Below are 13,590 nucleotides of genomic sequence, written 5' to 3'. Positions count from 1 at the left end.
CTGGCAGGTCAGCGATGAAAACACTGGACTCGAAAAACTGGCCCCGTGGATTCGCTTCAACCACGTATCCCCGCCAATCCCGAAAAAGCCCCTAGATATCATTCCTCAAATATTTTGGGGTAAATATGACCGGCATCCTGATAAAACAGTTATGCCGGTCAATTTCACCTTTCATCATGGCCTGGCAGATGGGCACCATACTGGTATGTTTTTCCAGCAACTGGAAGCTCTACTTACAACGCCCGAGCAGCTGCTGACAATCACCTCCAGGGTGAGTTAGACACGATGAGTCAGCTTCCAGCAGCGGTGAATCTTCTGGTTACGCTTGAAATCACGATCAATGGTCTGCCCTGATATTTCCTCAACGGTAAACTTCTCGGTCAGTTGACCATCCAGCTTGAACTTACGGAAATTATTGGAAAAATACAGCACACCATCTTTAGCCAGTCGCGACATCGCACGCTCCAACAGTTCACCATGAACCGCCTGGATATCGAATACATCTCGCATTTTCTTGGAGTTGGAGAAAGTCGGCGGATCAATAAAGATCAGATCAAAAGTCTCTCTGGACTCCTTCAGCCATTTCATGCAATCGGCATTCACCAGTTGATGACGATCACTGAAACCATTCAGAGACAGGTTCTGGCGTGCCCACTCAAGATAGGTCCTGGAGAGATCGACACTGGTCGTTTGGCTGGCACCACCTGCTGCCGCATGCACTGTTGCCGCACCGGTATAGCAGAACAGGTTCAGGAAGCGCTTACCGGCAGCCTCTTTCTGAATCCGCAGACGCATGGGTCGGTGATCCAGGAACAGTCCGGTATCAAGATAATCCGCCAGGTTCACCAAAAACTTGCAGCCACCTTCCAATACTTCAAAGTGCTGCTTTTCACTGGCCAGACGACGATACTGGCTTTTCCCGGACTGACGGCTGCGCTGTTTCAGAAACACCTGATCCGGCTTAACCGGCAATACCGAAGGAATAGCCTGAAGCACATCATGCAGGCGTTCCTGGGCCTTCTGCTCATCAATACTGGCTGGTGCCTTGTATTCCTGTACCAGCACCTTATCGCGATACAGATCGATGGCAACAGCATATTCCGGCATATCGGCATCATAGGCGCGGTAACACTCGATCTTTTCCTTGCGCGCCCACTTCTGCAGCTGTTTCAGGTTTTTGCGCAGACGGTTGGCAAACATCTCGGCGCCTTTACCAAGAGAGACCTGCCCTGCCACTTCTGCAGTGCTCTTTTCAGATGAACTATCAGGGCTATCCTGTTGTTCCTGCTGCCCTTCTGCCTCCTGCGCTTTTTTATGCGCGCCAAAGTACCACTCAGGCTGAATATCAAACAGGAACAGTTTGGTTTCCAGCGCTCCGTTGTAAAAACTGTAATTTTTGCGGGCACGAAGTCCCATCCGACGGGCCAGTCCCTGGTTACTGGTAATCACAGCGCCCTGCCACTGATGAAAACAGGTACGCAGGGTTTCACCCAGATGCTGGTATAACCAGACCAGACTAGACTCTTCACCCAGGCGTTCACCATAAGGCGGGTTACTGATTACCAGGCCCTGCTTTGATTTGATGGGTTCGACATTGGCCAGCTCCCGGGTTTCGATATGAATGATCTTTTCCAAACCCGCACGGCGCAGGTTTTCGTGAGCCTGACGCACAACCCGTACATCACCTTCATAACCGATAAAGCTGTTACTGAGCTTTGCCAGACCCGCCTTGCGCCGCTCCCGCGCTTCCTCCAGCAGGTCAAGCCAGAGCTTGGGAATATGTCCGGACCACTTGTGGAACCCATAGTTAAGGCGAAGAAGACCCGGTGCAATATCTGCCGCCATCATGGCACCTTCCAGCAACAGAGTGCCGGAACCGCACAGAGGGTCAACCAAAGGCATTCCGGTCTTGCACATCTGCGGCCAGCCAGCCCGAATCAACAGAGCTGCGGCCAGGTTCTCTTTCAACGGGGCTTTACCGGTGTCAATGCGATAGCCACGGCGATGCAGACTCTCACCGGAGAGATCCAGGGAAATATCCGCACGATTCCGATTCAGGCGCACATGAATGCGCACATCGGGGGTTTTCTTGCTGATATTGGGACGAAAGCCGGACTTGTCACGCAGACGGTCACAGACCCCATCCTTCACCACCAGCGCACCAAAGTGGGTATTCTTGATAGCACCACTGGTACCGGAAAATGCAACCGCCATGGTGGCATTGGGCTCGAAATGATCTTCCCAGGGAATCGCTTTGACGCCGTCATAGAGCATTTCCCGCTCCTGGGCATCCACCTGGCGCAGCGGCAGCAGAATACGGTTGGCCAGGCGTGACCAGAGGCAACACCGGTAGGCCGTCTGCAGGGTTCCCTTAAAGCTGCAACCGGCTACTGTCTGGCGGATCTCTTCCCCACCCAGTGAAGCCAGTTCTTCAGCCAGCAGACCTTCCACACCTTTGGGGCAGGAGGCAAACAAATCGAGCTTGGCGTACATCGAAACAGTCACAAAAAGAAAACCGTGCATTGTACTCTCTGCGACAGGGAATACGACCCGTAGCGCTACCGATTTTTACCGGTTAGACCATTCATTGCTGACAAAGCGGAAAAGAAAATTCTCACTAGACAAAAAAATACAAATTGCCACGACAAACTGACAAACGGTCAAACCCATGATTTTTCATACAGTTATTTTTCTTATTTGTAAGTTTTAGAGAATTTTCAGCTAAGGAAAAGGCCTGCTATGCCTATTGGTTTCTCGACATATCCCATAGATTCCGATAGAACTTAAACCCGTAGGGATGTGATTCATTCTCATCCCTCTCCGATAAAAGGTATCAGCGCCTGCTGATGCACATAGCTAAATGCCTATCCCGCGTGACCTGCAAAGCACCGGGATGCTGTAACTCAATACAGGAGGCAAGACCTGCATGAAAAGACAAAAAAGGGATAAATCAGAAAGGGCATATGCCAAGGGTTATCAGACCGGTTTAACTGGTCGCGCCAATGACAATTGTCCCCATGACGAGATGAACCAGCGGCAGGCATGGTTAAATGGCTGGCGGGATGGCTGGTCAGATCACGTCGAAGGCTATACCGGCGTATCCGGCATTCACAAAATGAATCACCACACTCTCTAGCACCCGGTCTTATCTCTTTTTTACCGGATTCAACATCGTATCTTTTACGAAACAAGGCCCTGACTTCTCAGGGCCTTTTCTATTTATGCCTTATCCATTTTTCTTAATTCGAGATAGGCAGCCTCGGAAGCATCCGCAATCAGCGTTGGCCCACGATAAATAAAGCCCGTATAAAGCTGTACCAGGCTGGCTCCGGCCTTGATTTTCTCAGCAGCATCACCGGCATTCATGATTCCACCCACACCGATAATAGGCAGCTTACCTTCCAATGCTTCAGCAAGAACCCGGATCTTTGCTGTCGACAAACTTGTCAGAGGTGCGCCACTAAGCCCTCCGGTTTCTGTAGAATAAGGGTGACTGGCCACAGACTCTCTCTCAAGCGTGGTGTTGGTGGCAATAACGCCATCCATACCGCAGGCCACCAGTTCCCCGGCAATCTCCCGCAGCTCGTCATCGGTCATATCCGGAGCCAGCTTGATGGCAATGGGGACATAGCGACCATATTTATCCGCCAGAGCCGTCTGTTCCTCTTTCAGAGCGGAAAGCAGGGAACGAAGGTGCTCGCCAAACTGCAGTTCACGCAGCCCCGGTGTATTGGGTGAGGAAAGATTAACGGCAATATACCCAGCCCATGGGTATACCGCACGTAAGCAGGTCAGATAGTCATCATTGGCTTTCTCGAGAGGTGTGATTTTATTCTTACCAATATTCACTCCGATGACGGCATTGGTATGCGCCTTGCGCAGATTACCCACCAAATGCTCAACGCCATGATTATTAAAGCCCATCCGGTTGATAATGCCTTCATGTTCCACCAGACGAAACAGCCTTGGGCTTGGGTTTCCGGGCTGTGCCAGTGGGGTGACGGTGCCAACTTCAATAAAGCCAAAGCCCATTGCGCCAAAGGCATCAATACAGTCGCCATCCTTGTCCATACCGGCCGCCAGTCCGACAGGGTTAGGGAAGTCGATTCCCATAACCTTTACCGGGGCATCCGGTGTTTTGCGCATGCCGAGTTTTAAAAGCCCAAGTCTCTGACCGGCACCCAGCATATCCAGGGTGAGGTTATGAGCTGTTTCCGGGTTGAGACGAAACAGAAGCGAGCGAGCCAACTGATACATCGATTTTCCTTGATTTTTATAGAAGGCGGCAGAGCCTGCGCGATTATAATGACCTGCCCATGCTCAATCCAGCGCCATAATGCTTCATTTTCACGGACAAACCGGTCACCCCTGCTAACAATCCCGAGTCAAAACCTAACATCCCGCTAAGACCTTGGTCTTACTCCACGGGTATAAGGAAACTTTTTGCCAGCTTCTCCTGTCAGATATGGGGTGCAGGGAATATTTTCCCCGGAAATGGAGCATGGAGGCGACAGGCATGGAAGTTCTAAGCATTTTCAATGGCGGTATCCAGGGATTCAACTCCCTGGCTGACAGTATTACCCGGCCGATCACCGGCTCGGTAACTCCTGTGAAGCCCACAAACAGCCTCTGCCGACACTCTTCACCGGATCCCCAGTTCTATTCATTGAGCCGTTCAATGACTCTCCCAGAGCGATCTGTATCTAATCGCCCCCCTGTTGGAGAGACCGATGAAAACAAAGAAACCACCGATAGCTTTGTCTCAGCGACTTCATCTGTCAGTACCTCCATTTCCAGTGATAATGATGAACTCCCATTCGAAAGCCTGACATCCACCGTCTCCGAAGATTCATACAAGTCCATCCCTGAAGATGATGAAGATGGCGACGAGGATGAGTTCTTTGGCTGGAACAGCAAGGGAGAAATCGAAACCAACCCGGTAGAAGAGACTGATGATGATTATAAGGACAGTGAGACCTTTAACCCTGAGGTAGCATCCAGCCTCAGAGGCCTGTTCCAAACCGCATTAAACACTCTACAGACAATTTTCAACAAGCTGGGCGGCCAACCTCCAGAGCTTCTGCTTCACGGTCTGCATCAACACTCTATTCTGGTGGCTCAGTTCCGCCAGGAAAAAGAAGAGACCATTGCCCTGCTGGAAGCCCGTATCAAGGCGCTGAGAGAAGATATCGGCAAAACATTCAGCAGATTCTCTTCCAGAAAAACCCAGGCTCTGAAGGATATGGAACAACTTCAGCGTCAGCTGGATCAGTTAAAAAAGCAAAAAGATGAAGAATCCCTAAATGCACTTCTGGATGGCATCCTGGCCTACGAAACCGAGTTTGAAAAGGTTTCCTGGGTACTTCTGTCTTCACTCGCCTTTCTGAACATGGCAGAGCAAAAAGATCAACAGCTCACAGCCAGCATGAAGAAGGTTATTCCCGCACAACTTCTTGAAGCAGGGACAGCAAGCATGCTGAATCCCGGCCAGGTTCATAAATATGGCCGTGGCTATACCGGATCACGTCATATCCAGGAAGAGCTGATCACGCTGGTGCAGAAGAGAATTGAAACAATCGGAGCCGAAGATGCTTTGCAAAAGGTTGCTGGGATAGTCGATCAGCTGGACACCACAGTTCTTGGTACGCCGGAACAAGTGCGGGACCCCAAACAGGCATTCATGCAGGTTATTGAAACCCAACCAGCTCTTGCTAGCCGGATTCTGTCGACTTACTTCCAAATCTGTGACTTCGATGCAAACCAGGAAACCAAAGCAGGCGGTCAAACTATTCGGACAATTCTCGATGCCATACCTGAAGAAGACGCCAGCGAATACCTGAAAGCCAGTCTTGCCACGTTCGACGGCACTCTTGATCCCGCGCTGACGGAAATGGGCAAGTGGGTGCAAAAGCATTACCTGCGCCAGCAGAATCAACAACTTAAAGAACAAACTGCAACTCTTTTAAAGGAAGAGGTTGTCATTCCCCAGCAGCAATATGAGGAAATGACTCAGCAGGTCGAGCAGTTAAGGACTCTTGCTGCCGCACTGAATTACAACACCAATCCAATAAAATCCACAGCCCTCGAAATGCGTAAGCTGTCCGCTCAGAAAGTTATCAGGGCCATGGCAACAGGCGAACCACTCTGGCACCTGGGATCAAAGCTTCACGCTGATCCAGAGACCAACCTCCAGCAGGTAACTGACGCCATCCATGGAAAGGATAAGCACCCGTATGCTGAAGCTGTTAGAAAACTGCACGCCTATACCCTCCATAACGATAACGGGCGTGCACAGGGACTCAACAAAGGGTTACGAAAGAAAGATGAGCTGATGTGCTGTCAGCGTGACATCTACATGGATAAAGCCAGGGAACACTTTGGCGACCAACAACAGTTTGTCCATCACGCTTTCATGGCACAGTCGATAGAAGCCCTCCGTCCGAAACCCATGCTGATGAACATGTTCGAAGGCACAGCTTCGCCCATGGATGTGGCCAAGCGCCTTGGTCGCGGAGCCATGACTCCCGGTGCCCTGCCCTTTGTTCATCAGATGAAAGAACTGAAGTTGATGCATGATCTGACGTTAAGGGGATACAAGTTCGAAGACGAAGCCTGGGATCTTCTTAACTACTTACCCAGTGTCGGCAGCCATCTTTGGACAGCTGGCGGGCAAACCTATACCGATGGCAAAGCACTTGTTGGCAAACTGGCCAATATGGAGCTGGGCCCTGTTGAAGCTGCCAGGGAGGTTGTCAAACTTGGTACCGAAACTACTGACCGTTTAACCAAAGATTTCCAGGAAATCCTGACCGGGGCGGCACTGCTTGGAAAAACCAACCCCCGCTTATTAAGAGCATTGAATGGTAACCTGCGCCAGACATTAACCGTCCTGGGCAATACTGTTGGCACCAACTCAACACTGTACAACTGGTTTAATGAACTCCATAGCCGGGTCAGTGCCGAGGCGTGGACTCAATGCGTTATCGATAATCTTGATAATGAACCCGTTGACCTGAGCAAGATTCCTGAAGATCAGCTCAAAGCCGTTAAACGCCTGGTTACACTCAACCGTCTGCTGACATGTGGCCCCTATGTTCCTCATGTTCTGAATGCAGCACTGGGGACTATCCAGTCTGCGGGCAACCCTGTTTCCACTGCCTGGACATGGGCCAAGGCTGCGGCCAACATCTTCTATTCCCGACTGGTACAGACCAAAGTCAACGCCATGGAAGGTAGAGATGTCCAGGCGCTTAACACCCTGATGGATACTCTGACTGAAGGCCCTGCTTACGCAACCTGGCGCCAGCAGATGATGGAACAAAGTGGTCAGCTCATTGCTGATATCGCCTGTAAGAGACCAATCAAAGCAGCACTGGCCAGTACGGGGATATTGGGGGGATTATTGGGTGAATTCTCGATTATGGGCGTTAAACCCTTTGCCTGGTTAGGGAATATTTCCCCTCACCCTTATAAGGCAATGGTAAAACGGGTTAACGGGGCCTTTAGCAACTGGTGGCATGGTAAACCCGGTGGACGTACAGAACTGGCCATAAGAATTCTCCAGTGTGCCCCCATCGCATTACCTGCAGCGTCATTGATACCTGCACTACTGGCTCCTGGTATTCTTGGTCTGATCGGTACTGTGACCCTGGTAACACCTTTGCTTGTGGCCACACATTTTATCATTAAGGAAATCGCTCGTTTCGCGGGAATGACTGATGTTGCCGTTGTGGTCGCCAGCCATGTGCACAACTACCTCAACCGCCCGGATCTCAACGTGAAACAAGGGGTCGAAAAGCTGCTCAAGGCGACTGACTATGAAAACCACATCCAATATGTCGCAGAAAACCATGCCTTTGCTGCAATCGCAAATGGCTATTGGGATCAATGGGCGAAAAGCTGCAAGGATGAAGGTGAAAAAGCCAAGCAGGCAGAAGCAAAAATTTATGAAACCGTAGAAAAGGACTTTGCCAGCAACCCAGGGCAGTTTAACCGTCTGAAGCAGGTTAAGAAGGCTCTTGATTACCTGAAAGGGCATCTGGATAGCGGTACGCCTGAGCTGGTTGATGACGCAGAATTAAAGAAAATATTACCGGCGGAAGACGTTCCAGACCTGCCGGAAAACCATCACCGGCTTTACTGGAGCCAGGTTATGATTCAGCGCCTGCATGATGAAATGTTCAGCGCGATCGGCTTTGATGAAAAAGGTGAGGACAGTATCCCTCAAACAGAGGAGGAGCTGGAGCAACGTCTGAAGAAATTCACTGCTGATCGCTTATGCGGGGCCATGCTGGTTTCCGAATATGCCCCGGCACGTGGCAATCTGGTACGGGCTCGTGAACACTATACCAAACTGCTTATGGACAGGGTTCAGGAGCTGACAGAAGTCGATATTATGAAAGCCGTTGAACATGCCATGACCGCTGTTCGTCTGAACCGTATCAAACAGCATGCGAGCTGCAAAAATGACAAGATTAACCCTGACGACTTTGAGCAGGCCGTTAATAACGACGAAGGATTTGAGCAGGAAATGAGACGCTACATCAATGATGTGGTTATGGCTCAATACCGGGCAGCCTTTGCCTTTGTACTAGAGCGGATGAAAAGACAGCTGCGCGAGCAAAGAATTCCGGACAGCATGATTCGAGAACTCATCGCACAGCTATAACAGTCTGAAATCACGCCAAACAAGAAAGGCCGCAAGGAATCAACCCTGCGGCCTTTCGTTATCCAGGTTCTGTTGACGTAAGTTTGGCTGCTATCAGCTTCCCTGGGCCAGATCCATCAACTCCCGGGTTGCTACGGTAAACATGGCCAGCTCACCACCGGCAGCTCCTCGCAGCTCTTCCAGAATTGCCTTCCAGCGGGCCACCTGCACAGCATTCTGCTCACTCCAGTAACCAAGCCGCTCGCAGATCTCTTCAGGAGCACCTTCCAGGTTAAGCAGACTGACGGTTAAAGCACGCTGCTGCAGCGCAAGTTCGTCCCGAACCCCATCCCGTGCCAGAGACTGCCAGTGATTATCCACCTCAAGCTGGCTTAGCTCGTGATAATACCAGTGCAGATCCAGGTGCTCGCCAATGGCAAAGAAGGCACTCGCGACCCGATCCAGATCCATACCAGTCTGATCTGCAGCCTGGATAATGGAGAGCATACTGAACAGGAAGCGGAAACCCGCCATACGCTGGGCCAGTTCTTCCGGCACACCATTGGCAACTAAATGATCCAGGGATTTCTGCCAGTCGCTGCGCTGACCTTCCGAGAGCAGACCATCAAGGCTGTCTTTCAACTGGCTGATACGGTCACGATAGTGTTCAACACAAGCATCCGTCTCCCGATCAACCTCCCTCATCCGCACCAGCCAGCGGGTAGCCCGGCGCAACAGGCGCATCACCTCACCCATCAGTTCATGCTGGAGTTTGCTGTCAACCTGATGATCCAGGCTCTCGATATCCGCCCATAACTGGTCAGCACCAAAGATATCCCGGGCAATTACAAACCCGCGGACAATATCAGGAGCATTGGCCCCGGTAGATTGCTGCTGACGGCTGACAAATGTGATTCCCATCATATTTATCAGATAGTTAGACAGCTGTGTTGCCACGATTTCACGGTTCAGTCGGTGCTGTTGCAGGGGCTCCCGATACAATTTCACCAGCTGTTCAGGGAAGGCTGTTTCCAGCTCTCTGGCCAGGTAAGCATCATCGGGTACCGTGGATTCGAGCAGCTTCTCTTTTAGATCAGATTTGCTGTAAGAGATCAGCACTGACAGCTCTGGGCGCGTCAGCCCTTTCCCTGCCGCCTGACGCTCTTTCAACGCTTCATCATCCGGCAGGAACTCTATTGCCCTGTCCAGCCTGCCCGCACTCTCCAGGGCGTGGATAAAGCGCTTGTACTCTTCCATACGGGTACGTGATTCACGATCAGCCAGGCTGATGGCCTGTGCCTGACGATAATTATTGCCAAGCACCAGCCTTGAAACATCGTCAGTCATCTTTTCCAGAAGGGCATCACGCTGCTTGCGGGTCATATCACCTGCCGCAACGATCTGGTTCAGCAGGATCTTGATATTGACCTCATGGTCAGAGCAGTCCACACCACCGGCATTATCAATAAAGTCGGTGTTCAAAGCGCCGCCACCGAGGGCATATTCCATACGGCCAAGCTGGGTCAGACCCAGGTTGCCACCCTCACCGACAACCTTTGCACGCAGCATACGGCCATCAATTCGCAGGGTGTCGTTGGCCTTGTCGCCAACATCGGCATGGCTTTCCGCACTCGACTTCACATAAGTTCCGATACCCCCGTTCCAGATCAGATCCACCGGTGATTTCAGAATGGCGGTAATCAGCTCATTGGGGGTGAGGCGGCTTGCTCGAATACCAAAACGCTTTTTCATCTCTGGTGTCAAAGCAATGGATTTGGCACTGCGGGAATAAATTCCACCACCTTCAGAAATCAGTTCGCTGTTATAGTCTTCCCAGCTGGAACGGGGCAATGCAAACAGTCGCTGGCGCTCTACAAAGCTGGTAGCAGGATCGGGGTCAGGGTCCACAAAGATATGCATATGGTTGAAGGCTGCCACCAGACGCAGAGCCTTGGAGCTGAGCATACCGTTACCAAAGACATCACCGGCCATATCACCGATACCTACAACGGTGACCGGATCTTTCTGAACATCCACCCCACTTTCGCGGAAGTGGCGCTGAACGGACACCCAGGCCCCCTTGGCAGTAATGCCCATCTTCTTATGGTCATAACCAACACTGCCACCGGAAGCGAAAGCATCCCCCAGCCAGAAGCCATACTCTTCGGCAATGCCATTGGCAATGTCAGAGAACGTGGCGGTTCCCTTATCCGCAGCCACAACCAGATAGGTATCGTCTTCGTCGTAACGCATAACCCGATCTGGGTGAATAACCTTGTTATCTACCAGGTTGTCGGTGACATCCAGCAGAGCACGGATAAAGGTCTTGTAACAGCGGATGGCTTCTTCAAGCACCTCTTCCCGGCTGCCTTTTGCTGGCAGGTTCTTGGGAACAAAACCACCCTTAGCGCCGACAGGAACAATAACGGCATTCTTAACCTGCTGTGCTTTGACCAAGCCCAGCACTTCGGTACGGAAGTCCTCAGCCCTGTCCGACCAGCGCAGGCCACCACGGGCGACCTTGCCACCACGCAGATGCACACCTTCCACCGATGGTGAGTAAACAAATATCTCGAACATCGGGGCAGGTTTGGGGATATCGGGAATCTCACCGGGAGCAAATTTGAAGGAGATATAATCCTTGGCGTTGCCGTCTCCATCATGCTGATAGAAGTTAGTTCTCAGGGTTGCGGTGATCAGCTCCATATAGCGGCGCAGAACACGGTCTTCGTTGAGTACGCTGACGCCATCAAGCTCTTCCAGAATAGTCTGCTGCAGCTGCTGTCGACGGGCACTGCGCTGCCCCTCGGTCATATCCTGATCAGGGTCGAAGCACATCTCAAATAATTTAAGAAGTTTTTTGGCTATCTGGTTGTTATTGCACAAAGTATCGGCGATGTAGCTTTGACTGAAACCAAAACGAATCTGCTTCATATAGCGGGCATAGGCACGGAACATGCTGACCTGACGCCAGTCCATACCAGCCACCAGCACCAGCAGATTAAAGCGATCATTTTCCGCATGGCCATACCAGGTGCGAGAGAACGCTTCCTGGAATTTCGTCGCTACTTTGCGCAGGGGCTTTTCCTGCCCATGGGTCATGGACAGGGTAAAGTCATGCAGACAGATTTTGTCCTTGCCCTTGCGGACTTTGTATGGGTGCTCACCAATAACCTTCAGCCCCAAGTTTTCCATAATAGGAATCAGGTCAGCCAGAGGCAGGGATTTGCCATGGTGGAACAGTTTGTAATGCAGGTAACCGTCATCATCAATCGGCTGATAGAAGCTCATTGATAGCGGCTTATCGCGACTCATCCCCTGCATATGCTCGATATCAGCAACTGCGGTAAGAGGTGTAAAGGTTTCCTTGTAGCTGATTGAAAAACCAGAGGAAAATGTCTTCAAAAGGCTGTTGCCTTTGACTTCACCACGGGTTTCCAGAATGGTGTCCCGGAACTCCTCATCCCAGGAGTAAGCTGCCTGCACAATCTCAGAAGTAATCACCTTGGGATTGAAATCATCCAGGCTTTTATCGGAGAGGCGGAGAACATAATGCACCCGGGCCAGAATGGACTCGGAAAAATGAGTGGTGAATTCAGCATCCAGTGCCTTCATCCGGCGGCACAGAATCTCCTGCATTTTCAGGCGCAGATTGGTGTCATAAATCTCGCGGGGAACATAAATCAGCACGGAACAGAAGTTATTACAGGTATCGCGGCGCATAAAGACCCGAACCTGGTTGCGCTCCTGTATCTGCAGAATTCCCATGAAGGAGTCATAGAGGTCATCAACAGTCCCCAGGAACAGCTCCTCACGGGGGAACATTTCAATAATCTGGATCAGTTCCTTGCCATGGTGAGTACCCAGATCAAGCCCCGCCATGGAGACAATCTTGCTGACCTTGCTGCGCAACCAGGGAATCTTGCGCGGGCTCTGTGTATAAACCGGTGAGGTATAGAGGCCGATAATCCGGCTCTCGCCAATCACATGACCATCATTATCGAAGCGCTTGATCTGGATATAGTCGGGATACGCAGGGCGATGGACACTGGATCGAACCGCTGCCTTGCCAAAAGAAAGCAGAGCCTGATCAGCACAAAAGCTGCTATCCAGCTCCGGTTCCAGCTGGTTACGATCCAGCTGCCCTTCATGTCGGGGACGCAACAGACCGAGACGCCGCCCTTCCCTGACCCTGGTCTGGTCATCTTCACGCTCAACGGTCAGCTCTTCATAAGCCAGGAAGGTAAAGTTGTCCGCCAGCAGCCAGCGCAGGTATTCACAGGCTTCCTGCTCTTCTGAACGTTCGCAGTTTTCGAGGTTTTCCACCAGCTCAGAAACCTTGCGGCAGATGGGGCGATAATCAGAAACCACACGTCTGACATCCGCCAGCACATCCTGCAGATCCTGGCACAGAGCTTCCAGCTCTTTCTCTTTCTCCAGCCGGTCAATCTCGATATAAAGCAGTGCTTCCTTTTTGGATTGACCATTACCCGGAAAAACCATCTGGTTGGAGCCATCACGCTCAATTGCCATAACACAATTACGCAAATGGTGAATGGTGGCTCCACGCTCGGTGAGTTTCACTCTTACCGAATCAACGATAAAAGGCATATCAGGATGAACAATCTGAAGAATAGTATGGGTCGAGTGCCAGCCATTATTTTCATAATCTGGATTCAGCACCTCAACCTTCGGAGCGTTATGGTCATGGTTCTGGACAAAACGCCAGAATGCCAGGGTGCTGCCGACAAGATCCCTGCATCGGTATGTATCTAACTCTTCCGGTGTGGTGATGGCAAAAAAAGGTTTCAGAAAGAATTTCAGGCCAGCCAGTTGTTCTTCCGGAAGATGGGAAGATAACTCCCTTTCAAGTTTTCTGACAAACTCTTCCCTGGTATCTGCGTAAAGGTGCCCCATTAAAAATCCCCTGGCATGATTTCGAA

6 protein-coding genes are annotated in these 13,590 nt (G+C 51.2%); 3 read left to right on the top strand and 3 right to left on the bottom strand.

The genetic code is table 11. The annotated features are described in order from the left end of the window. The first annotated feature begins 37 nt into the window (after positions 1-37). A complete protein-coding gene (locus M3P05_RS21225; RefSeq protein ID WP_408635882.1) occupies positions 38-280 on the top strand; it encodes a CatA-like O-acetyltransferase in 243 nt (80 codons plus the stop codon). Here the strand turns inward: M3P05_RS21225 and rlmKL are convergent. Beyond that, positions 277-2,523, bottom strand: coding sequence for a bifunctional 23S rRNA (guanine(2069)-N(7))-methyltransferase RlmK/23S rRNA (guanine(2445)-N(2))-methyltransferase RlmL (gene rlmKL / locus M3P05_RS07510; RefSeq protein ID WP_249698875.1), 2,247 nt, complete (start codon positions 2,521-2,523; stop codon positions 277-279). The two genes, M3P05_RS21225 and rlmKL, sit on opposite strands and share 4 nt — an antisense overlap. A 403-nt stretch (positions 2,524-2,926) precedes the next feature. Between rlmKL and rmf the strand changes: the two genes are divergently transcribed. Continuing rightward, on the top strand, positions 2,927-3,136 hold the full coding sequence (gene rmf / locus M3P05_RS07505; protein WP_249698874.1) for a ribosome modulation factor: 210 nt from the start codon (positions 2,927-2,929) through the stop codon (positions 3,134-3,136). Positions 3,137-3,219: 83 nt separating this feature from the next. Here rmf and M3P05_RS07500 read toward each other — a convergent pair whose 3' ends face one another. After that, on the bottom strand, positions 3,220-4,257 hold the full coding sequence (locus tag M3P05_RS07500) for a quinone-dependent dihydroorotate dehydrogenase (protein ID WP_249698873.1): 1,038 nt from the start codon (positions 4,255-4,257) through the stop codon (positions 3,220-3,222). 259 nt (positions 4,258-4,516) lie between these two features. On the opposite strand from M3P05_RS07500, the gene M3P05_RS07495 reads away from it, so the two are divergent. Beyond that, positions 4,517-8,668 (top strand): hypothetical protein, encoded by a 4,152-nt coding sequence (locus M3P05_RS07495; protein WP_249698871.1) that lies wholly within the window; start codon positions 4,517-4,519, stop codon positions 8,666-8,668. Between the two features lie 93 nt (positions 8,669-8,761). On the opposite strand, the gene M3P05_RS07490 is transcribed toward M3P05_RS07495, so the two are convergent. Next, entirely contained in the window at positions 8,762-13,564 is a 4,803-nt protein-coding gene (locus tag M3P05_RS07490; RefSeq protein WP_249698870.1) for an NAD-glutamate dehydrogenase, read from the bottom strand. Between the last annotated feature and the right edge of the window lie 26 nt (positions 13,565-13,590).

Origin of the sequence: Parendozoicomonas callyspongiae (genome assembly GCF_023502345.1) — a bacterium.
In the GTDB taxonomy this organism is placed as follows: domain Bacteria; phylum Pseudomonadota; class Gammaproteobacteria; order Pseudomonadales; family Endozoicomonadaceae; genus Sansalvadorimonas; species Sansalvadorimonas callyspongiae.
Note: the sequence above shows the minus strand (reverse complement) of the source record. Positions and strands in the feature narration are given on the sequence as shown.